We start from the raw sequence: 20,235 nt of genomic DNA, 5'->3' as shown, positions 1-20,235 counted from the left end.
AATCCCATGACCACCGTTTTCGTCTCCCTGCTCTCGGGCCTTGTCTTCGGACTGGGCCTCATCCTCTCCGGCATGGCCAACCCGGCCAAGGTGCTGGGGTTCCTCGATCTCGCCGGCGCATGGGACCCGTCGCTCGCGTTCGTGATGGGCGGCGCGATCGCGGTCGCCGCGATCGCGTTCGCGGTGGCCAGGAAGCGCTCGGTGTCGCTGCTCGGCGCGGCCATGAAGCTGCCCACTGCGCGCGACATCGACCGCCGCCTGGTCCTCGGCAGCGTGTTGTTCGGCATCGGCTGGGGCGTGGCGGGCTTCTGCCCGGGCCCCGGGTTGGTCGCGCTCGGCATGGGGCAGGCCAAGGCGCTCGCGTTCGTGCTCGCGATGTTGGCGGGCATGGGCGTTTTCGAGCTGCTGGAGCGCCGCCGCCAGGCGTTGCAGCCGCGTGCCGCCTGAGGCCCGACGATGAACGTCGACACGGTCTGGCTGTCCACGCTGGTCACCTTCGTGCTGCTGTTCGGCTACGAGGCCGCAGTGGCCGTGGCGCAGCGACGCCGGCCGGACCGCATGGCGCGTACCGCGCATGCCGCATTGCGTGAGGACTGGTTCGCTGCGGTGTCGCTGCACGGGGGGTCCGAGCTGCTGTCGGTGCAGACCCTGCGCAACGCGCTGATGTCGGCCACCATGACGGCCTCGACCGCGGTGCTCGGCCTCATGGGCACGGTCACGCTCGCGGCGCCGTCGCTGCATGTGAGCCTGGGTGAAGCGGCCGCATTGCCACGCCTCACGCCCCGGCTCGTACTCGAGCTGCTGCTGCTCACCTTGCTGTTCGCGTCATTGGTCTGCTCGGCCATGGCGGTGCGCTACTACAACCATGCGGGCTTCATCAGCGGGATGCCGCTGGAATCGGAGGCGCGGCAACGCTGGGCCCCCGCCGGCGCGGCCTATGTGCGGCGCGCGGGGCTGCTCTACAGCTGGGGCCTTCGGCACCTGATCCTGGTGGCGCCCATCCTCGCGTCCCTGCTGCATCCGTTCGCCGGTCCCGTGGCGGCGGTGCTGATCGTGGCGGTGTTGTCCCGCTTCGATCGCGCCGCAGTCCACGAGGGATAGCCCACCGCGCGGCTGCACGTCGTGCGGTCAGGCGGCCTCGAGCCACTGCCGGGCCAGGCTCTCCGGTGCGGCCATCGCGGCGGCGTCCGCCACGATGGCGGCGGCGGCTTCCATCCCCTGCAGTGGCTCATCCACGCCCGCCAGCTTCTCGAGCACCGACAGATCGGCCTCCGAAGGGTCCGCGCCGGCGGCCATGCGCAACTGGATGCGTTGGCGAAGCAGCGGCAGCGCCGCCCGGCAATCGAAGATGGCAAAGGGTGCGCGTCGCGATGCGGCAAGGTCGGCGAACGCGGCCCTCTCCGAATGGCGCAGGAACGCCGCGTCGACGATCACCGGCCAGCCGCTCTGCAGGGCGGTGTCGGCCACCGCTTGCAGGCGCGCGTAGGTGCGGCGCGTGGTCGCCGGGTCGTAGATGCCTGCGGGCACATGGTCGCGGGACGAGGCCAGCGCGTCGAGCCCGAACAGGCGCTTGCGCTCGACGTCGGAACGCACGCAGACCGCACCGGCCGCCTCGAGCACGCCTTGCGAGACGAAGCTCTTGCCAGACCCCGGGAGGCCGTGGGTGATGGCGAGCCGCGGGTCGGTGCTGCGCGACAGCGCTTCGGCGAGCGCCGTGTACGCGGCCGCGTCGCAACCCTCGACGGCGTGCACGCCCTGCTGCGCGGCGAGCGTGGTCACCTGCGCGCGGACCAGCGCGCGGCACACCATGGCGAATCGCAGGCCGGGCAGGGCGTCGTAGTCGCCGCTCGCTGAAAAGTAGGCGTTGAGAAAGCGGAAGGCCAGCGCGCGGCGGTCGTGCGCGAGCAGGTCCATGGCGAGGAAGGCGATGTCGTCGACCACGTCGGTCCAGCGCAGTGCGGCGTCGAACTCGATCCCGTCGAACGCGATCGCGTCGCCGTCGAGTTGCAGCACGTTGCCCAGGTGCAGGTCGCCGTGGCATTCGCGCACACGGCCGTCGCGTTGCCGTGCGGTCCACCAGGGCGCGAGGGTCGCGAGTTGCGCCTCCAACCACGCGGCCAGCGTCGGCGTGGCGACCGTTTCGCGCAGGCCGTGCAGCACTTTCTCGTGCGCCGCGGGCGATCCGAATGCGCTGCCCGCGGGCGCCACTGCGGCATCGTGGTGGAAGGCGGCGAGGGTCTGCGCCAGCGCGTCGACGTGGTGCGGGGCCAGCGTGCCGGCCCGCAGCATCTCGCGCCACAAGGCGCCATCCGGAAACCGCTGCATGCAGACCGCGGCATCGACCGCTTCGCCCGGGCCGCCGAAAGTGGCGCCGTGGCCGTCGTCGCAGATCGGCACCACGTCGAGGTAGAGCGAAGGCGCCAGGCGGCGGTTGAGCCGCAGTTCCTCTTCGCAGAAGCGCTGGCGCGCGGCCAGCGTCGTGCAGTCGAGGAAGGGCAGGCGCAAGGGCTTCTTGAGCTTGTAGGCCGTCGACTGGCCGAGCAGCAGCCAGGAGATGTGGATTTCGATCAGCTTCGCCGGCGCGCCGTCGCGGACCGTGAGCGACGCCTGCAGGGTCGCGACGCGAGCAGCGGCCGCGGCCAGGAGGGAAGAGGTGTTCACCCGACACACCATACAGGCAGGGGTGGGTTCGGCAGCGCACAGACCCGCGGCCCGCAGGGCGCGAGCATGCGGCACCACGCCACAACGCCGAGGCCCCCATGAACGCCGTGCAATCAGCGCCTTCGACCCGCATCGCTTCGGCGCCGCCGCCCTGTTTCGAATCGACGCCCGCCGCACCGGGCACGCGGGCCTTCCTGCACCTGCTCAAGGCGTTCCGTGCCTCGGGCGGTACCGCACCGGGCGACGCGATGAGCGAAATGATGAAGGACCATCGGCGCGGCGACCTGGTCACGCTGGCTCGGCTGATCGTGTCGCGGCAGGTCTTCGGGTTCGGCTGGCGTGGAAGCCTGTGGCTCCCGATGTTCCAGTTCGATCCGGCGGACCTCTCTGTGGCTTTCGCGCCGCAGGCGGTGCGGCTCGAACTGCCCGACGCGCTGGACGGCTGGGCTGTGGCCTGCTGGTTCGCCGAGCCGCACGAAGTGCTGGGCGGGCACCTGCCGGTCGATCTGGTCGGCAGCGACCTGCGTGCCGTGCGCGATGCCGCGCGCGCCACCTGCGCCCGGCTGCGGACGTGAGCGACCAGCCGCCGGTCCCGCCCGCGCCATCGTGGTGGCGCCAGCATCGGTGGGCCATCGGCGCGGCGCTGCTCGTCCTCGCGGGATGCGCGGTGCTCGGCTGGCGCTGGTGGCAGGGGCCCGTCGTGCCCGTCGATGCGGTGGTGCGCCGCGACTTCGTGCAGACCGTGGTGGCCAGCGGGCGCGTCGAGGCGCCGCACCGGGTGGACATCGGCGCGCAGATCACCGGGACCGTGCAGCAGGTACCGGTGGAAGAGGGCGAGCGGGTGCATGCGGGCCAGTTGCTGATCAGCCTGGAGTCGGCCGAACTGGCCGCGGCCACCGCGCAGGCCGATGCGGCAGCGGCGCAGGCGCAGGCCCGGCTGCGGCGGCTGCGCGAGGTGCAGGCACCGGTCGGCGCGCAGTCGGTGCGCCAGGCACAGGCCGCGCTCGTCAACGCCAACACCTCGCTCGGACGCAGCCAGGCCCTGTTCGCGCAGGGCTTCGTCGGCCGCGCCGCCCTCGACGACGCACGCAAGGTGGCCGAGCTCGCGGACGCCGAAGTGCGATCGGCGCAGATGCAGCTCGACAGCCTGGGCCGCACCGGCAGCGACACGGCGCTCGCGGTTGCGGACGTGGCGTCGGCCGATGCCAATGCCCATGCGGCGCGGGCCCGTGCCGGCTACGCGGTGATCGTGGCGCCGCTGGCCGGCACGCTCATCGGCCGCAGCGTCGAGCCGGGCGACGTGGTGCAGCCCGGCAAGGTGCTGATGACGCTCTCGCCTGCGGGTCGCACCCAGCTGGTGGTGCAGATCGACGAGAAGAACCTGCGCCTGCTGGCGCTCGGCCAGCCGGCGCGGGTGTCGGCCGACGCGTACCCGCAGGAACGCTTCGACGCGGTGCTTTCCTATGTGAACCCGGGCGTCAACGCACAGACCGGCGCCGTCGAGGTCAAGCTCGACGTGCCGCAGCCGCCGCCGGTGCTCAAGCAGGACATGACGGTCTCGGTCGACATCGAAGTGGCGCGCCGCCCCGCCGCACTGGTCGTGCCGGCGACGTCGTTGCACGACGCGGACGGCGCGGCGCCCTGGGTGTTGCGCATCGAGGGGCGCCACGCGGTGCGGCGGGCGCTGCGCATCGGCCTGCGCAGCGGCGGCGTGGCCGAGGTGCTCGAAGGCCTCGCCGAAGGGGACCGCGTGGTGCCCGTGGCCGCCAGTGCAGCGGCCGGTGCGCGCGTGCGGGCCGCCGCGGTCGCCAACCCCTGAGTGCGATGTTCAACCCGCTGCTGCCCTTCGAATGGATCCTCGCGATTCGCTTCTTGCGCGAAGGCCGCTTGCAGACGGTGTTCATCATGGCGGGCGTGGCGATCGGCGTGGCCGTGATCGTGTTCATGTCCGCGCTCATGGCCGGGCTGCAAGGCAACTTCATCCGGCGGGTGCTGTCGGCGCAGGCGCACATCGAACTGCTGCCGCCCAAGGAGGTGTCGCGCCCGTTGCGCATGGGCGCGCATGCAGCGCCGGGTGAGGTGGAAGGCGCCATCGTCCAGCCGCCGCTGCAGCGGCTCAAGTCCATCGACCAGTGGCAGTCGGTGATGGCGCAGATCCGCACCATGCCCGAGCTGAAGGTGGTGGCCTCGGTGGCCGGCGGCTCCGCGCTGGTGGTGCGGGGCAACGCCAACCGCGCGGTGTCGGTGGCGGGCGTGGAGCCGGCGCAGTACTTCCGAATCGTCGACCTGGCCTCGAAGATCGTGCGCGGCCGTGCGCAGTTGACGACGAGCGACATCCTCATCGGCACCGAACTGGCGGACGACCTCGGCCTGCAGGTGGGCGACAAGCTGCGGCTGTCGACCGCGACCAGCGCCACCGGGTCGGACGCCACGGGCGCCGCGCTGACGCTCACCATCACCGGCATCTTCGATCTTGGCAACAAGGGCGCGAACGCACGCAACACCTTCGTCGCGCTGCGCACCGCGCAAAGCCTGCTCGGGCTGCCGGGTGGCGTCACCAGCCTGGAGGTGACGGTGGAGGACGTCTATGCCGCCGAGCGCATCGCGCAGCGGATCACCGCCTCCACGGGGGTCCAGGCCGACAGTTGGATCAAGACGAACGCGGAGTTCTTCAGCGCCGTGAACGCGCAGACGCTGGCCAACACGGCGATCCGCTTCTTCGTCGGCCTGTCGGTCGCGTTCGGCATCGCCAGCGTGATGGCCGTGGTGGTGGTGCAGAAGGCGCGCGAGATCGGCATCCTGCGCGCGATGGGCATCTCGCAGGCGCAGATCATGCGGATGTTCCTCCTGCAGGGCGGGCTGCTCGGGCTGGCGGGGTCGGTGGCGGGCTGCCTGCTGGGCGCCGGCATCCTCGTGCTGTGGCAACGCACCGCACTCAATGCAGACGGCACGCCGTTGTTCGCGCTGGCGCTGGAGCCGATGCTGTTCGTCTATGCGCTGCTGCTTGCCATGCTCACCGGCCTGGCCGCGGCCTTCGCGCCGGCACGCCGTGCTGCGCGCCTCGACCCCGTGGTGGCCATCCGTGGATGACGTGGTGCAGCTGCGCGGCGTGCGCAAGGCCTACAACCTCGGCACGCCGATCGAGACCGAGGTGCTGCACGGCATCGACCTGACAATCCGGCGCGGCCAGTTCTGCGCCATCGTCGGGCCATCGGGCTCGGGCAAGAGCACGCTGCTGAACATCGTCGGCCTGCTCGACCGGCCGACCGCGGGCACGGTGCGGGTGTGCGGCGAGGAAACCACCACGCTGGACGACCATGCCCTCACCCGACTGCGCGGGCATTCGATCGGCTTCGTGTTCCAGTACCACCACCTGATCACCGCGTTCACCGCGCTCGAGAACGTGATGATGCCGATGCTGGGCGCCGCAGAGTTCCCGAACGAGGCGATGCGCCAGCGTGCGCTGGCGCTGATCGCCAACGTGGGCCTCACGCGCTGGCAGGACAACCTGGCCGGCAACCTGAGCGGCGGCCAGCAGCAGCGCGTGGCAGTCGCGCGCGCCCTCGCGATGAACCCGGCGGTGCTGCTGGCCGACGAGCCCACCGGCAACCTCGACACCCAAAGTGCGGACGAGGTTTTCGCGCTGCTGCGCCGCTTCAATACCGAGCAGGGCACCACGGTTCTGTTCGTGACGCACAACCCCGCACTGGCCGCTCGCTGCGACAAGACCATCGAGGTGGTCGACGGTCGCCTGACGGGCTGACGCCGCACGTTCGCCAGCGCACAGACGGGCGGCGGATGCCGCGGCATGGTGAAGGGTACGGCGGCTTTCCGACCGTCGCTAAGGAGCCCACGCATGAACCCGCATTCCCGATTCCGCCGCACCGGTGCCCTGGCCATGGCCACGCTGCTGGGTGCTCTCGCCCCGGTGCTTGCAGTTCGCGCACAGACGCCGATGCAGACCCCGCTGCAGGCCCCGGCGCAGAGCCAGGGCCGGGGCGAGCTGCTCTATTCGACCCATTGCGTCACCTGTCATACGACCGAGATGCACTGGCGCGACAAGAAGGCCGCCACCGACTGGTCGTCCCTCATGTTCCAGGTGCGCCGCTGGCAGGATGCCTCGGGGCTGGGCTGGAACGAGAGCGACATCCAGGCCGTGTCGCGCTACCTGAACGAGCGCTTCTATCGCTATCCGCCGATGGTGGCGCCCGTGGCGCGCGCCCAACCTGTCGGGCCGGATGGCCGCTGACGGTGCAGAAGGGTCTGCCGGCGATCCCTCCGTGCAGTCGGCCGAGCGGGTGCTGCAGTCGCTCTCGGTCGATGCGGCGCGTGGGCTCTCTGCGCAGCAGGCCGCGCAGCGGCTGACCGAGCACGGGCGCAACGCGCTGCGCGCCGCGCCGCCCGTGCCCACGTGGCGACGGGTGCTGGCCCAGTTCCGCGATCCGCTGGTCTACCTGCTCGGGTTCGCCATCGCGGTGGCGCTCGGTGCCTGGGCGCTCGAGGGTTTCGTGGGCTGGCCGCTCGACGCACTGGTGATCGCGACGGTGCTGTTGCTCAACGCGGTGCTCGGCTTCGTGCAGCAGGCGAAGGCCGCGGATGCCGTGGCCGCGCTGGCCCGCATGACGGCAGTGACTTCGTCCGTCGTCCGCGACGGCCGGACTTTCCGGGTCCCCAGTGCCGAGCTGGTGCCCGGCGACATCCTGGTGCTAGCCGAGGGCGATGCCGTCGGCGCCGATGCGCGTCTGATCGAGGCATCTTCCCTTCGCGTACTCGAGGCTTCGCTCACGGGCGAGAGCGAGGCGGTACAGAAGGACCCTGCGACGCTGGCCGAACCCGGCGCGCTGGGCGACCGTCTCGACATGGTGTTCAAGGGCACCGCCGTCGCCCAGGGCGTCGGCCGTGCGGTCGTCACCGCCACCGGCATGCAGACCGAGATGGGCGCGATCGCCGGCATGCTGGACGCCACGGTCGAGGCGCCGACGCCGCTCGGCATCGAGGTGGCGCGCATCGGTCGCGTGCTGGGCATCGCGGTTTTGGTGATCGCCGCCGTGGTGGTGGCGACGATCCTGCTGGTGTCCGGCCACCCCACCGCGGCGGAGGTCGTCGCCGTGTTGCTGCTCGGCGTGTCGCTCGCGGTGGCGGCCGTGCCGGAGGGCTTGCCCGCCATCCTGTCGGTGGTGCTGGCCATGGGGGTGCAGCGCATGGCCAGGCACAAGGCCATCGTGAAGAAGCTGTCGTCGGTCGAAACGCTGGGCGCAGCGTCGATCATCTGCACCGACAAGACCGGCACGCTCACGCGCGCGGAGATGACCATCGAGCGGGTGGTGACGGCTTCGGGCACCACGCGCATCACGGGCGCCGGCTATGTGCCGGAGGGCCGTGTGGAGCTCGACGGCGCCGAGCTGCAGGCCGGGCCGTTGCGCGAAGAGCAGACCGTCGTGCTGGCGGGCGGCAGTCTGGCCGGCGATGCGCAGCTGCACCAGGGTGAAGGCGGCGCATGGACGATCCAGGGCGATCCGACCGAGGCCGCCTTCCTCGTCGCCGAACGCAAGATGGGGCTGACTGCGCAGCGCAAGAAGCGCTTCGAGCGCGTCGCCGAGATGCCTTTCACGTCCGAACGCAAGATGATGTCGACGATCGAGCGCGATCACACGCACGGCGACCAGCTCATGCTCGTGGCCAAGGGCGCGCCCGGCGTGCTGTTGTCGCGGTGCCAGCGTGTGCGCGTCGGTATGGACGTGAAGCCGCTGGACGCCACAATGCGTGCGCGCATCGTGGCCGATGTCGACGCGCTGTCCGATGCCGCGCTGCGCACGCTGGCCGTGGCCTATCGGCCACTGACCGCGCAGGAATCCGCTTCGATGACGCGAGGGGGCGATGCGCCCACGCCCCGCGAAGGGCTCGAGGTCCTTGAAGACGACCTCGTCTTCGTCGGCACGGTCGGCATCATCGACCCGCCGCGTGCCGAGGTGGCGGTGGCGATCCGTGAGGCGCAGCGCGCCGGCATCCGCGTGGTCATGATCACTGGCGACCATCCGCGCACCGCGACCCGCATCGCTGAAGACCTCGGCATCGTCGCGGAAGGCGCCGTCGCTCTGACGGGTCTGCAACTCGATGCACTCGACGAGGCGGGTTTCGCCGAGGCGGTGCGCAAGACCTCGGTTTTCGCTCGGGTGGCGCCGGCGCACAAGCTGCGCATCGTCGCCGCGCTGCAGGCCGCGGGCAACGTGGTCGCGATGACGGGCGACGGCGTCAACGACGCGCCGGCGCTCAAGGCGGCGGACATCGGCATCGCCATGGGCATGACCGGCACCGAAGTGACGCGCGAGGCCGCGCGGATGATCCTGGTGGACGACAACTTCGCGACCATCGTCGAGGCGGTGCGCGAAGGCCGCAGCATCTTCGACAACATCCGCAAAGCGCTGCGCTACCTGCTCTCGTCCAACATGGGGGAGGTGCTCACCGTGTTCCTGGGCGTCGTCGGGGCCGGCGTGCTGGGCCTGGCCGGCACGGGCGGTGGCGTGGTGCTGCCCCTGCTCGCCACGCAGATTCTCTGGATCAACCTCGTGACCGACACCGGCCCTGCCTTGGCGATGGGCATCGATCCGCCGACCGACGACGTGATGGCACGCAAGCCGCGTGCGCGCGGCGAACGGGTGATCGATGCGCGCATGGGGTCCGAAGTGCTCCAGGTCGGTCTGGTGATCGCGCTCGTGACGCTACTGACCATCGACATCCTTCTGCCGGGCGGAATGGTCGAGGGCCACCAGGACCTGACCACCGCGCGCACCGCAGGCTTCACCGTGCTGGTGCTGGCGCAGCTCTTCAATTGCTTCAACGCGCGCTCCGATCGCCGCAGCGCCTTCTCGCAGCTCTTCGTCAACCGCTGGCTCTGGGGCGCCGTCGCGCTCGCGGTCGTGCTGCAGGTGGCCGTGGTCCATCTTGGCTTTCTCAACCGGGCCTTCGGCACTGCGCCCCTGTCTGCGCAGCAATGGGCGCTGTGCGTCGTCATGGCCAGCGTGGTGGTCTGGTACGGCGAGCTGCGCAAGTGGGCCAGCCGCGCCTTTCATTCCCGAACCCCGATCCACTCCGAAAGAAGACCATGAAAATGCTCGTCGCCACTGACGGTTCGAAGCACGCGTTGCGGGCCGTCAATACGCTGCCGAACTGATCGGCCAAGGAGATCGTCGATTGCGCGAACACCGGAAAGTACGACCTCATCGTGCTGGGCGCCAAGGGACGCGGCGCCTTCGCCGACCTGCTCATGGGGTCGGTGGCGCAGCGCGTGCTCGCGACGGCACGGCAACCCGTGGTGCTGGTGAAACAGCGTGCCGGTGCGCTTGGTGTGGCAGCGCACAGACCCGGCCTGTCGCGCGCGCGATGCTCCGGCTTTGCAACACGAGGCGCAATGCAATGAAGAAAACAGATGCCCGACTCCGGCGCGATGTGCTGGCCGAACTGGCCTGGGAGCCCTCCGTCGACGCGACCTTCATCGAGATCGACGCCCGCGCGGGGGTGATCTCCTGGAGCGGCCGTGTAGCGACCTACACCGAGAAGTGGCGAGCGCGGCATGTCATCGAACGCGTCGCGGGGGTGGCCGCGCTGGTGGGTGAGCTCGCGGTCGAACTGGGCGAGGAGAGTGTGCGCGTGGATGCCGACATCGCCCGTTCCGCCCAGGACGTGATCGAGTGGATCACCTACCTGCCGGTCGGCTCTGTCTACGTCGAGGTCGAGAACGGCTGGGTCACGCTGGCAGGGCAGCTTGACTGGCCATTTCAGAAGCAGGGCGCCGAGCAATGCATCGCGTCGCTTGTGGGGGTAACCGGAATAAGCAACGAAATTCGGCTCGCCGTGGAAGCGAGCGTGATCATGATTAGCGCCCATCGAGACGCTCTGCCGGAGCGCCGCGTGCATACAACGCACGCCGGATTCGCGCCGAGATCAGAGGCACTGATGTGAGACGTTGTGAGAACGGCCTGCTGACTGCCAGAGCACCAGCTGCAGGGGAGCACTGCAAAAACCAGGCACTACCGGTCTGTAAATCAGAGCTCGGGCCTACGAGCAAATAGGCAATCGTCACCCCCATTGCGGAGGTTATAAAATCGACGTCCCTGATGCTGCCTTTTGGAATACTTCCGACGTCTTCCTGCGGACAATTGCAGAAATTTGCTACGTTTTGGAATACTCATCGGCCGCAAACCCGCATGGATGCTCACTGACCCCCGGCCTGTCACGCCGGGGGTCGCGGGTTCGAGTCCCGTCCGCTCCGCCAGTTAGCAAAAGGGCTAGCAGATCTTGATCTGCTAGCCCTTTTTGTCGTTTGGGCCACCGCTCCTTCCCCTTTTTTGCCTGCATTCGCTGCATGAACATCTCCGTCGACGAAGAACTCAAAACCTACATCGATCCGCTCACCGACGACGAGCATGCGGCACTGGAACGCAGCATCCTGGCCGAAGGCTGCCGCGACGCGCTGGTTCTGTGGGGCGATGTGTTGGTAGACGGGCACAACCGGTACGGCATCTGCCAGAAGCATGGGCTGCCGTTTCAGACGACGCAGAACACGCGGTTCCAGTCGACCGAGGACGTGCATCTCTGGATGATCGACCAGCATCTCGGGCGGCGCAGCGTTTCCGATTTTCAGCGCGGCGTCCTGGCGCTGCGCAAGAAGGACATCGTGGCGTTGCGGCGATCGCGCGCCGATGCGTCCACGTCCGGTGATGCCGACGCGACCGCCATGAGCAGCCGCGAAGCGATCGCCAGGGCGGCGCGGCTGAGCAGCAACCAGGTCGTGATGATCGAGAAGATCCAGAAGCAGGCTTCGCCCGAACTCGTCGCAGCGGTGAAGTCGGGCACGATTTCGATCAACGCCGCCGCAGCGGTTGCCACGCTGCCGGCGCATGAGCAAATTGCGGCAGCGGCCGCCGGCAAAGGCGAACTGAAGCAAGCCGCCAAGCGGGTGCGCGAAGCGAAGCGTCTCGCGCGCGAACAGACTGTTCCGGCCAGTGCGTCCGCGGCGCCGTCACCACACGGCGACGGTCCAGCATTGGAGATTGCCGACCTGCGGCGCCGGGTGGCGGAACTCACTGCTGAAAACGACATGCTGCGGCTGCAGCTTGCAGCGCTTTCCACCTGAGACCGCCCTCAGTCTGTCCGTTCGTAGGTCACAAAGCTGAACGGCAGGCCGTTGGTAGAGACATGGGACACACGCGCCGTCTCGCGCCACTGCGCGTCGAGCGTCGGTGCAAAGGCATCGCCGTCGAAGTCGCGTGCGATCTCGGTCACGATGGCGCGCTGCGCGAGCGGCGCGGCTTCCGCGTAGATCTGCGCGCCACCGATCACCCATGCCTCCGGCGCACGCGTGCGCTCGCACATCGAAAGCGCTTCGCGCAGGCCGGATGCGCGTTGCGCACCCTCTGCCACCAGGCTGGCCTGGCGCGTCACCACGATGTTGGTGCGTCCGGGCAGCGGCCGGAACTTCGGCGGAAGCGAGTCCCAGGTCTTGCGGCCCATGATGACCGGCGCGCCGGCGGTCTGGCGTTTGAAGTGCGCCATGTCTTCGGGCAGGTGCCAGGGCATGGCGCCGTCTTTGCCGATCACGCCATTGGCCGCGCGCGCATAGATCAGGTTGATGCGCATGGTCATACCGCCACCGGCGCCTTGATGGCCGGATGCGGGTCGTAGCCTTCAAACGCGAAGTCTTCGTACTGGTAGTCGAAGATCGAATCGGGCTTGCGCTGGATCACGAGCGTCGGGTACGCGCGGGGTTCGCGGCTCAGTTGCAGTGCGACCTGCTCGGCGTGATTGCTGTAGATGTGGCAGTCGCCACCGGTCCAGATGAAGTCGCCGACGTCCAGGTCGCACTGCTGCGCGACCATGTGCGTGAGCAGCGCATAGCTCGCGATGTTGAAAGGCACGCCGAGAAAAATGTCGGCGCTGCGCTGGTAGAGCTGGCAGCTGAGCTTGCCGCGCTGGCCTTCGGCTTGCGGCGGCGCCACGTAGAACTGGAAGAACGCGTGGCAGGGCATCAGCGCCATCTTTGAGAGCTCGGCCACGTTCCACGCGCTCACGATGATGCGGCGTGAATCCGGGTTGCTCTTGAGCGTCTTGATGACTTCGGCGATCTGGTCGATGTGGCCGCCGTCGGGCGTCGGCCAACTGCGCCATTGCACGCCGTAGACCGGACCGAGGTCGCCGTCCTCGCGCGCCCATTCGTCCCAGATCGTCACGCCGCGTTCGCGCAGCCAGTTGTTGTCGCTGGAGCCGGTGAGGAACCACAGGAGTTCCTGGATGATCGACTTGACGTGCACCTTCTTGGTCGTGACCAGCGGAAAACCTTCGTTCAGGTCGAAGCGCATCTGGTGGCCGAAGACGCTCTTGGTGCCGGTGCCGGTGCGGTCGCTCTTGACCACGCCGGTCGTGTCGACATGGCGCATGAAGTCTTCGTATTGCTTGCGGACGGGACGGGTCATGACGATGGGCCTTGTGACCGAAGCACGCGCCCCGGATTCAGGATGTTCTGCGGGTCGAGCCCGCGCTTGATGGCGCGCATCATGCCGAGCGCAACCGGCGACTTGTGCTTTTCGAGCTTGTCGACCTTGAGCCCGCCGATGCCATGCTCGGCCGAGAACGAGCCGCCGAATTCGGCCACGGCGTCGTACACCAGCGTGTTGACGCGCGCTTCTTCGTCGTCGAGAAAAGCCTTGGCATCGCCATCGACCGGCGCCTGCACGTTGTAGTGCAGGTTGCCGTCGCCCAGATGGCCGAAATTGACCAGCCGCACGCCGGGAATCTCGCGTTGCAGCAGCGCGTCGGTCGATGCGACGAAGGCCGGAATCCGCGACACCGCGATCGAGATGTCGTGCTTGATGTTCAGGCCCTCTTCGGCCTGCGCCAGCGGGATGTTCTCCCGGATGTGCCAGAGCTGGTGCGCCTGCGTGAGGTTTTCGGCGACCACAGCATCGGTCACGCAGCCGTCTTCGAAGGCAGTTTCGAGCAGCGCCTCGAAACGCGCGCGCGCGTGCTGTTCGGATTCGCTGTCGGAATTTTCGAGCAGCACGCACCACGGCGCTGCGTCGTCGTCGATGAAGGGCACGCGCAGTTGCGGCATGTGCTTGTCGACCAGGCTCAGTGCGAACTTGCCCATTACCTCGAATCCGGTCAGGCCCGAGCCGAGGTGCTTGTGCGCGAGGCCGAGCAGCGTGACGGCGTGTTCGAGCGACGGCACGGCGGCCCACGCGGTGAGTCGTGCGGCCGGCTGCGGGTACAGCTTCATGGTGGCCGCCGTGATGATGCCCAGCGTGCCTTCGCTGCCGACCATCAGGTCGCGCAGGTCGTAGCCGGTGTTGTCCTTGCGCAGGCCGCTGGTGCCGTCCCAGACCTCGCCTTGCGGCGTGACCACTTCGAGGCCGAGGCACAGGTCGCGCGTGTTGCCGTAGCGCACGACCTGCGTGCCGCCGGCGTTGGTCGCCAGATTGCCGCCGATGGTGCAACTGCCTTCCGCCGCCAGGCTGAGCGGAAACAGGAAGCCGGCTTTTTCAGCCGCTTCCTGCAGCGTTTGCAGGATGCAGCCGGCCTCGACCGTGACCGTCAGGTTGGCTGGATCGATGGCGCGAATCGCGTTCATGCGCTGCAGGCTGAGCAAGACTTGCGTGCCGCTATCGTCCGGTGTCGATCCAACGGCCAAGCCGGTGTTGCCGCCTTGCGGGACGATGGCCGTGCCGGCCGCAGCGCAGGCCTTCACGACGGCCGCCACCTGCGCGGTGTTGGCAGGCCGCACGATGGCGAGCGCCTTGCCGCGCTCGCGCTTGCGCCAGTCCTGTTCCCAGGCGGTGAGGTCGCCTTCGGTCAACACGTTCGGTGCGCCGACGATGGCGCGCAGTTCATCCAGCAGCAGGGCGGTCACGATGCAGGGGTCTCCAGAAGGCGCAGCGCCGCGGCGGCGCGCAGTCGCGAACGCACATGCCAGGCGCAGGCGGTGAACAGGGCCAGGCACAGCGCCACTTCGACGAGCCCAAGCACCTGGCCAATGCCGCGATCGCTCCAGGCACGCACCACGCCCTCGATGAAATAGAGCCACACCATCAGGCTGACCCAGCGGTAGGTGTACATCCGGTTTTTCAAGAGCCCCGCCAGCGGCACGACCAGCGGAAGCACCTTGAGCGCGAGCAGCGAGCCGCCCGGCCGCAACGGGGCCAGCCACAGTTCCCAGGCGAGCCCGAGCACGATCAGGCCGACGAGGCTGCCGACGGCGAGCCAGCGTGTGGCGGCAACAGTGGGGGAGGGTGTGGTCACAGAGGCAATCAGAGGGTGACAAAACACCCGATGGCATGATACCGGCCATGAATCGCCACCAGATTTGGGGGACCTTTCCCGCTTTCCGTGGCGCAACACCGCGACCGTGCTGGGCGAGCGTTTTCGGGAAGACCGGCTCGGGCTCACTGCCAGCAGCCTGACCTTCACGACGACCATCGCGATGGTGCCGTTCTTCACGGTGGCGCTCGCGCTTTTCACCGTGTTCCCGATGTTCTCGAAACTGCAGGGCCGGCTGCAGCGCTGGTTCATCGACAGCCTGATTCCCGACAACATCGCGCGCCAGGTGCTCGGCTACCTCAACCAGTTCGCGAGCAAGGCCAGCGGCCTCGGGATCGCAGGGTTGATGGTGCTGCTCGTCACGGCGATCGCGCTTTTTCTCACCATCGACAAGACGCTCAACAACGTGTGGCGCGTGCGCTCGCCGCGGCCCTTCGCGCAGCGGGTGCTGATCTACTGGGCGGCGATCACGCTCGGGCCGCTGATTCTTGCGGTGAGCCTGTCGACCACGTCGTATGTGTTCTCGGCGTCGCGCGGTCTGGTGGGCGATGGCGGTGCCGTGCTCAAGCTGCTCTTCGACACCTTCGAGTTCGCACTGCTGGCGCTCGGCATGGCGTCGCTCTATCACTACGTCCCCAACACGCAGGTCCGCTGGTCACACGCCTGGGCCGGCGGCCTGTTCGTGGCGGCGGCCATCGAAATCGCCAAGCGGGTGCTGGCCTACTACCTGAGCCTGGTGCCCACCTATTCGATGGTCTACGGTGCCTTCGCCATCGTGCCGATCCTGCTGATCTGGATTTACACCGCATGGGTCATCGTGCTGCTCGGCGCGGTGATCGCCGCCTACTTGCCGAGCTTGCTCAACGGCGTGGCGCGGCGCGGCGGCATGGCGGGCTGGCCGATGCAACTGGCGGTCGAGGCGCTCCAGTTGCTGGCCGACGCGCGGCACACGCCGCAGCGCGGGCTGGGCGCCAACACGCTGGTGGCGCACATGAAGGTCGATGCGCTGCAGCTCGCGCCGGTACTGGAGACGCTCGTCGCGCTCGACTGGATTGCGCTGCTGGCCGAAGAGCAGGCAGGCACCGATCCGCGCTACGTGCTGTTGGCCGACCCCGCGACCCCGATCGAACCGCTCTTGAAGGAACTGCTGATGCCGATCGCGCAACCGCTCGACAACCTGTGGACCCGCGGCCCGCTGCGATCGCTGTGCCTGCGGGACGTGCTGTGAACAGCGTGTCCGACGACCCACGGCAGTGGGTCGTGTGCCTGTGCGCCGAATGGTGCGGTGCCTGCCGAGAATACCGGCCGCTCTTCGAGCAGGTGGCACGTGCGAATCCCGACTTCCGCTTTGCCTGGGTCGACATCGAGGACCACGCGGACATTGCCGACGACTTCGAGGTCGAGACCTTCCCGACCCTCCTGGTGGCCGGTGCCGACGGCACCCGTTTCGTCGGACCCTTGCTGCCCCATGCCGAAACACTGTCGCGCTTGCTGTCGGCGCTGCAGCCGGCGCAGGTGGCCACGCCCGCGGTGAGCACGCTGCTCGCCGCCCTTCACCTTGCACCCGAGCGCTTCGAGGCTGGACAAGGCGGATCCCGCGCTCGGTGAGCGGGCGCTGAAGGCCTCCACCAGTCGGCCGACGGCCCGCTCGGCCGCCCAGCACGCGGCACCCTGCGAATCGCAGCTACCATCGGCGGGCTGCCGCGCTTCGCCGGCATGCGCCAAGGGAGTAGAAAAAAATGGAACGACCATTCATTGTGTTGGGCGACAAGACCGACCATGGCGGTGTCGTCATCACCGCGTCCGACAACACGTTCACCGACGAGCGTCGGGTTGCGTGCATCGGTGACCTGGTGTCTTGCCCGATCCCCGGGCATGGCGTCAATCCGATCGTCACCGCCAGTCCGTACGTCGAAATCGACGGCCGCCGCGTGGCGCGACACCACGATGTGACTGCATGCGGTTCGCTGCTCCTCGCAGGCCAGCCCGACTCGGCTTCCGAGTAGCGGTCACCGGCACATGATTCGCTTCCTCAAGCCGGCCCTGCGGGTGCTCGGCGTCTTCGCGGCAGTCTGGCTGCTGGTGTTCTTCTATTGGCAGTCCACGTCGCGCATGCCGGGCACCGGCGATGTGGTGCTGTGGCTGGGGCTTCTGCCTCTGGGCGTGCTGCTGGCCTGGTGGCTGCTGCGACGCGCGAACGCGGCGCCGGCGGCGGTGCTTCTTGCCGCGTCCGGCACCACCCGGGCTGCACCGAAACGCACCGACAAAGCCGACAAAGCCGACGTCGACGAAGCGCGGTTTCGGGTGTGCGTCCTGGCTTCGAGCTTGCGGGCGCCCGGCGGCGCTTCGGCGCAGGAATTGATCGCGGCCATCGCCGAAGGCAAGGGCGCCGCGCCCGACGCTCAACTCAAGACCGACGATGGCTTCCCGGTCTTCGCCAGTCGCATTGCCGGGCTGGACACCGATGCGCTGCGCGAGCAGCTGGCCGGGATGCCGCTGGCGCCGTCGGCCGACATCGATCTGCAGGCGTTGACGGACGATCGGCTGCGCGCATTCCAGATCATGGGCGACACGCTCATCGATTTGCTCGCGAAGGCCAACGAAACCGTCGACGGCATCGTCGTCGACGACCCCCTCGCAGCGCGACCGCGCGCCCTGCGCATTTCTCTGCTGTTGCCCGGTGGGTGGAGCGAGCCCGAACGTCTGCTCGCAATGCAGTGGGTGCAGCACCTGTGCGCCGTCGAGAGCCCCGCACTCGCCTGGACGGTCGATTCGTTCCGGAGCGAAGCCGGCGCGACCGGCTTCGTGCTGCTGGACCGCGTCATCGTGTCCGTCAACCGGGATGTGCGCCAGACATTGCACATCGTGCTCGCGGCCGAATCGGCTCTGTCGGACACGCGGGTCGCGCAGTGGGAAACGGCCGGCGTGCTGTACACCTCCATCCGGCGAACGGGGTTGATGCCCGGCGAGGCAGCAGCGGGCCTCTTGCTCACGGCCACGAAGGATGCGGGGCTGCAGCATGCAGAGGCACCGCAGCTCGGCCGGCCCATCGCGAGCCAGCGCGCGACCTCCGCCGATGCCGCACGGGCTGGAAATGCCGGGGTACTGGAGCGCTCACCGACCAATTGCTGACGGTCGCGAAGCTCGACACGCCTGCCGTGGAATGGCTGGTCAGCGACGCCGATCATCGCGTGTCGCGCGTGACCGAAGTCGCCGCCTTCGTGCAGGAGCGCCTGCCGCATGTGCCTTTCGACAGCAACCACCTGATGACCGGCATGACCTGCTCGCACATGGGCGCAGCAGGTGATTTGGTGAGCCTCGCGCTGGGATGCCAGCTCGCGAGGGACCACGGGCAGCGCGTGATCGTCGCCTTGTTGACAGATCCTTTCGCCCGCGCGGCCCTCCTGGTGGACAGGCCGTTGCCGCCGTCGAACGCCGCCGCCTGAGCCTGCGCATACCGGGCAAATTGCGCGGTCGACGCAACTACATCGACTGGCCAGATGAAATAAGACGGCGGGCCTCCTACCATCGCCCCTGGAACACACACAGAGGGCGAATGAGATGAAGCGGCACAGCTGGATAGGCGTACTTTTGTTGACGACGGCTTCCGGCGCGGTCGGCGTGGCGCAGGCGCAGTCGGTGGCTGCGCCCGTTGCGCCCCCCGGCGCGGAAGAGCAATGGGAGGCGGATTACCGCGTCATCGCGGCGCGTTGCGGCTCGCCGGCTTTCGAGAAATCGTTTTCCGCGCAATCGCGTAAGGCCGTCGCGGTCGGCCTGGTGTCGGCAAAGGCAGACACGGTCGCCGTCGAAAAGTCGATCGCCAACCTGCGCCGCAGCTCCTTGACGCTGGTGGCGACCTCGAGCGATTGCCCGGCCAGGCTCGCACAGCTCAAGGCGATTCAGCAATCCCGACAGGCCGCACTCGGCACGTCCACGCGCAGCGGCCAGTCCGTTCCGGCACGCGGCAAGTAGATTGATCGACCGGCGCTCAGCGCCGCATCATCTGGCGGGGCGACACCGGGTCGGCATCGTTGCCCCAAGACCCGCGAATGAAGGTGAGCACCGCGGCGATCTCCCCGTCGTCCAGCACATGGCCGAAGGCCGGCATGCCGTAGGGCCGCGGATTGCCTGCAGTGGCCGGCAGGAAGCCGCCATGTCGCACCATCTGGATCAGGTTCGTGGGCTGCGCCATGTTCACCGCGCGATTGCCCGCCAGCGGGGGATAGGCGTCCACCGCGCCCTGGCCCACGTCGCCGTGGCAGTAGGCGCAACGCTGGTCGAAGATCTTTTCGCCGCGCGCCATCACGCCGGGGTCGCGTCGGCTGGGCACCGATGCGGGCGGGGGCGGCGCATCGGCGGCCGGTAGTTGCTTCAGGTACGTCGCCATCGCCGCGAGGTCGGCATCGGTCAGGTGCTGCGTGCTCCCATAGACCACTTCGGCCATCGGTCCGATGACCGATCCGCCCGCCGAGGTGCCATTCTTGAGCAGCGCGACCACATCGGCCGTGGGCCAGTCCGCCACGCCGGCCTCGCGCGTGGACGTGAGCGATGGGGCATACCAGTTCTCGACCGGGATCAAGCCGCCCGACATGCCTCGCTTTTCTTCGGTCGCGCCCAGCACGTTGCGGGTACCGTGGCAGGCGATGCAATGCCCGAGACCGTCGACGAGGTAAGCGCCGCGATTCCATTCGGCCGGCTTGCCCGCGACCGCGACGAAGGTGCCGGGCGTGAACGACAGTGCACGCCACACCGCCAGCGCGACTTGCGTGTTGTACGGAAAGCGAAGGTGATGCGGCGTGTTGGGGGTGGCTGCCGCCGGCACGCTGCGCAGGTAGGCGTAGATGGCGTCCGAGTCTTCGCGCGTCACCTTCGTGAAGTTCGGATACGGAAACGCCGGGTACAGCAGTCGTCCGCCCTTGGAGCGACCCTCGTGCATCGCGCGCCAGAAGTGCGCGGCGCTCCAGCTCCCGATGCCGTGGGCATCGTCGGGCGTGAGGTTGCTCGTGTAGATGGTGCCGAAGGGCGTGTCGATGGCCAGCCCGCCCGCATAGGGCGCACCACCGCGCACCGTGTGGCAGCCCGCGCAGTTGCCGGCGAGCGCGAGGTAGCGCCCCGATCGACCTGCGCCGGCGTGGACTGAAACGCCACCGGCGCTGCAGGGGCCGGCTCGGCGCCAAGCAGGCTGAAGGCGATGAACACGCTGCCGACCAGCGCCGTCAGCACCATGATGCCGATCAGGACCCAGACGATGCGACGCCACATGCC

Annotated in this window: 22 protein-coding genes and 1 pseudogene; 17 read left to right on the top strand and 6 right to left on the bottom strand. The window is 68.6% G+C overall.

Going from position 1 to position 20,235, the window contains the following annotated elements:
• The first annotated feature begins 6 nt into the window (after positions 1–6).
• Together AX767_RS03470 and AX767_RS03465 are read left to right on the top strand one after the other, a co-directional pair.
• A complete protein-coding gene (locus AX767_RS03470; protein WP_068628664.1) occupies positions 7–447 on the top strand; it encodes a YeeE/YedE family protein in 441 nt (146 codons plus the stop codon).
• 9 nt (positions 448–456) lie between these two features.
• Positions 457–1,101, top strand: a complete 645-nt coding sequence (locus AX767_RS03465) for a DUF599 domain-containing protein (RefSeq protein WP_068628662.1) — start codon at positions 457–459, stop codon at positions 1,099–1,101.
• A 27-nt stretch (positions 1,102–1,128) separates the two neighbouring features.
• On the opposite strand, the gene AX767_RS03460 is transcribed toward AX767_RS03465, so the two are convergent.
• The gene (locus AX767_RS03460; protein WP_237288536.1) at positions 1,129–2,661 is read right to left on the bottom strand and encodes a bifunctional aminoglycoside phosphotransferase/ATP-binding protein; all 1,533 of its coding nucleotides are present in this window, start codon (positions 2,659–2,661) and stop codon (positions 1,129–1,131) included.
• Positions 2,662–2,759: 98 nt separating this feature from the next.
• On the opposite strand from AX767_RS03460, the gene AX767_RS21785 reads away from it, so the two are divergent.
• The 9 genes from AX767_RS21785 (at position 2,760) to AX767_RS03415 (ending at position 11,794) form a co-directional block, all read left to right on the top strand.
• Positions 2,760–3,236, top strand: a complete 477-nt coding sequence (locus AX767_RS21785; RefSeq protein WP_068628658.1) for a hypothetical protein — start codon at positions 2,760–2,762, stop codon at positions 3,234–3,236.
• Positions 3,233–4,480: an efflux RND transporter periplasmic adaptor subunit gene (locus AX767_RS21780; protein WP_237288535.1), complete on the top strand. Its 1,248-nt coding sequence runs from the start codon at positions 3,233–3,235 to the stop codon at positions 4,478–4,480. The genes AX767_RS21785 and AX767_RS21780 overlap by 4 nt, the downstream gene beginning before the upstream one ends.
• A gap of 5 nt (positions 4,481–4,485) precedes the next feature.
• The gene (locus AX767_RS03445; protein ID WP_068628655.1) at positions 4,486–5,751 is read left to right on the top strand and encodes an FtsX-like permease family protein; all 1,266 of its coding nucleotides are present in this window, start codon (positions 4,486–4,488) and stop codon (positions 5,749–5,751) included.
• Positions 5,744–6,424, top strand: coding sequence for an ABC transporter ATP-binding protein (locus AX767_RS03440; RefSeq protein ID WP_068628653.1), 681 nt, complete (start codon positions 5,744–5,746; stop codon positions 6,422–6,424). The genes AX767_RS03445 and AX767_RS03440 overlap by 8 nt, the downstream gene beginning before the upstream one ends.
• A 93-nt stretch (positions 6,425–6,517) precedes the next feature.
• Entirely contained in the window at positions 6,518–6,910 is a 393-nt protein-coding gene (locus tag AX767_RS03435) for a hypothetical protein (RefSeq protein WP_237288534.1), read from the top strand.
• Positions 6,900–9,767, top strand: a complete 2,868-nt coding sequence (locus tag AX767_RS03430; protein WP_068628651.1) for a cation-translocating P-type ATPase — start codon at positions 6,900–6,902, stop codon at positions 9,765–9,767. Before AX767_RS03435 ends, AX767_RS03430 begins: the two co-directional genes overlap by 11 nt.
• A gap of 116 nt (positions 9,768–9,883) precedes the next feature.
• Positions 9,884–10,078: a universal stress protein gene (locus AX767_RS03425; RefSeq protein ID WP_068628649.1), complete on the top strand. Its 195-nt coding sequence runs from the start codon at positions 9,884–9,886 to the stop codon at positions 10,076–10,078.
• The gene (locus tag AX767_RS03420; protein ID WP_068628647.1) at positions 10,075–10,620 is read left to right on the top strand and encodes a BON domain-containing protein; all 546 of its coding nucleotides are present in this window, start codon (positions 10,075–10,077) and stop codon (positions 10,618–10,620) included. The genes AX767_RS03425 and AX767_RS03420 overlap by 4 nt, the downstream gene beginning before the upstream one ends.
• Positions 10,621–11,023: 403 nt before the next feature.
• Positions 11,024–11,794 carry a plasmid replication/partition related protein gene (locus AX767_RS03415; protein WP_068628644.1) on the top strand — a complete coding sequence of 257 codons (771 nt, stop codon included), beginning with the start codon at positions 11,024–11,026 and terminating at the stop codon, positions 11,792–11,794.
• A gap of 8 nt (positions 11,795–11,802) precedes the next feature.
• On the opposite strand, the gene AX767_RS03410 is transcribed toward AX767_RS03415, so the two are convergent.
• Genes AX767_RS03410 through AX767_RS03395 form a run of 4 tightly spaced genes read right to left on the bottom strand, consistent with a single transcriptional unit; the run spans position 11,803 to position 14,952 of the window.
• Positions 11,803–12,297 (bottom strand): dihydrofolate reductase, encoded by a 495-nt coding sequence (locus AX767_RS03410; RefSeq protein ID WP_068633307.1) that lies wholly within the window; start codon positions 12,295–12,297, stop codon positions 11,803–11,805.
• A 2-nt stretch (positions 12,298–12,299) separates the two neighbouring features.
• On the bottom strand, positions 12,300–13,130 hold the full coding sequence (locus tag AX767_RS03405; RefSeq protein ID WP_068628639.1) for a thymidylate synthase: 831 nt from the start codon (positions 13,128–13,130) through the stop codon (positions 12,300–12,302).
• Positions 13,127–14,563 (bottom strand): FAD-binding oxidoreductase, encoded by a 1,437-nt coding sequence (locus AX767_RS03400; protein ID WP_068628637.1) that lies wholly within the window; start codon positions 14,561–14,563, stop codon positions 13,127–13,129. Before AX767_RS03400 ends, AX767_RS03405 begins: the two co-directional genes overlap by 4 nt.
• The gene (locus AX767_RS03395; protein ID WP_237288533.1) at positions 14,560–14,952 is read right to left on the bottom strand and encodes a DUF2069 domain-containing protein; all 393 of its coding nucleotides are present in this window, start codon (positions 14,950–14,952) and stop codon (positions 14,560–14,562) included. Before AX767_RS03395 ends, AX767_RS03400 begins: the two co-directional genes overlap by 4 nt.
• A gap of 64 nt (positions 14,953–15,016) precedes the next feature.
• On the opposite strand from AX767_RS03395, the gene AX767_RS03390 reads away from it, so the two are divergent.
• The 6 genes from AX767_RS03390 (at position 15,017) to AX767_RS03365 (ending at position 18,942) form a co-directional block, all read left to right on the top strand.
• Positions 15,017–16,198 (top strand): YihY family inner membrane protein, encoded by a 1,182-nt coding sequence (locus AX767_RS03390; protein WP_156480946.1) that lies wholly within the window; start codon positions 15,017–15,019, stop codon positions 16,196–16,198.
• A 5-nt stretch (positions 16,199–16,203) separates the two neighbouring features.
• Complete coding sequence (locus AX767_RS03385) at positions 16,204–16,578, top strand: thioredoxin family protein (RefSeq protein ID WP_237288532.1); 375 nt, start codon at positions 16,204–16,206, stop codon at positions 16,576–16,578.
• A 131-nt stretch (positions 16,579–16,709) separates the two neighbouring features.
• Complete coding sequence (locus tag AX767_RS03380; protein WP_068628635.1) at positions 16,710–16,976, top strand: PAAR domain-containing protein; 267 nt, start codon at positions 16,710–16,712, stop codon at positions 16,974–16,976.
• Positions 16,977–16,989: 13 nt separating this feature from the next.
• Positions 16,990–18,102 (top strand): hypothetical protein, encoded by a 1,113-nt coding sequence (locus AX767_RS03375; RefSeq protein ID WP_068628633.1) that lies wholly within the window; start codon positions 16,990–16,992, stop codon positions 18,100–18,102.
• Positions 18,096–18,416 carry a hypothetical protein gene (locus AX767_RS03370; RefSeq protein ID WP_068628631.1) on the top strand — a complete coding sequence of 107 codons (321 nt, stop codon included), beginning with the start codon at positions 18,096–18,098 and terminating at the stop codon, positions 18,414–18,416. Before AX767_RS03375 ends, AX767_RS03370 begins: the two co-directional genes overlap by 7 nt.
• A 148-nt stretch (positions 18,417–18,564) precedes the next feature.
• The gene (locus tag AX767_RS03365) at positions 18,565–18,942 is read left to right on the top strand and encodes a hypothetical protein (protein ID WP_068628630.1); all 378 of its coding nucleotides are present in this window, start codon (positions 18,565–18,567) and stop codon (positions 18,940–18,942) included.
• A 16-nt stretch (positions 18,943–18,958) separates the two neighbouring features.
• Here the strand turns inward: AX767_RS03365 and AX767_RS03360 are convergent.
• A pseudogene (locus AX767_RS03360) lies at positions 18,959–20,232 on the bottom strand (c-type cytochrome).
• Positions 20,233–20,235: the final 3 nt, after the last annotated feature.

The organism is Variovorax sp. PAMC 28711 (assembly GCF_001577265.1).
Classification (GTDB): Bacteria; Pseudomonadota; Gammaproteobacteria; order Burkholderiales; family Burkholderiaceae_C; genus Variovorax.
This window is presented reverse-complemented; position numbering and strand designations above follow the sequence as displayed.

Coding starts and splice junctions, on each gene's coding strand:
- AX767_RS03430 (WP_068628651.1), top strand. CDS start 6,900: ATGGCCGCTGACGGTGCAGAAGGGTCTGCCGGCGATCCCTCCGTGCAG.
- AX767_RS03405 (WP_068628639.1), bottom strand. CDS start 13,130: ATGACCCGTCCCGTCCGCAAGCAATACGAAGACTTCATGCGCCATGTC.
- AX767_RS03410 (WP_068633307.1), bottom strand. CDS start 12,297: ATGCGCATCAACCTGATCTATGCGCGCGCGGCCAATGGCGTGATCGGC.
- AX767_RS21785 (WP_068628658.1), top strand. CDS start 2,760: ATGAACGCCGTGCAATCAGCGCCTTCGACCCGCATCGCTTCGGCGCCG.
- AX767_RS03375 (WP_068628633.1), top strand. CDS start 16,990: ATGATTCGCTTCCTCAAGCCGGCCCTGCGGGTGCTCGGCGTCTTCGCG.
- AX767_RS03380 (WP_068628635.1), top strand. CDS start 16,710: ATGGAACGACCATTCATTGTGTTGGGCGACAAGACCGACCATGGCGGT.
- AX767_RS03470 (WP_068628664.1), top strand. CDS start 7: ATGACCACCGTTTTCGTCTCCCTGCTCTCGGGCCTTGTCTTCGGACTG.
- AX767_RS03420 (WP_068628647.1), top strand. CDS start 10,075: ATGAAGAAAACAGATGCCCGACTCCGGCGCGATGTGCTGGCCGAACTG.
- AX767_RS03415 (WP_068628644.1), top strand. CDS start 11,024: ATGAACATCTCCGTCGACGAAGAACTCAAAACCTACATCGATCCGCTC.
- AX767_RS03435 (WP_237288534.1), top strand. CDS start 6,518: ATGAACCCGCATTCCCGATTCCGCCGCACCGGTGCCCTGGCCATGGCC.
- AX767_RS03445 (WP_068628655.1), top strand. CDS start 4,486: ATGTTCAACCCGCTGCTGCCCTTCGAATGGATCCTCGCGATTCGCTTC.
- AX767_RS03465 (WP_068628662.1), top strand. CDS start 457: ATGAACGTCGACACGGTCTGGCTGTCCACGCTGGTCACCTTCGTGCTG.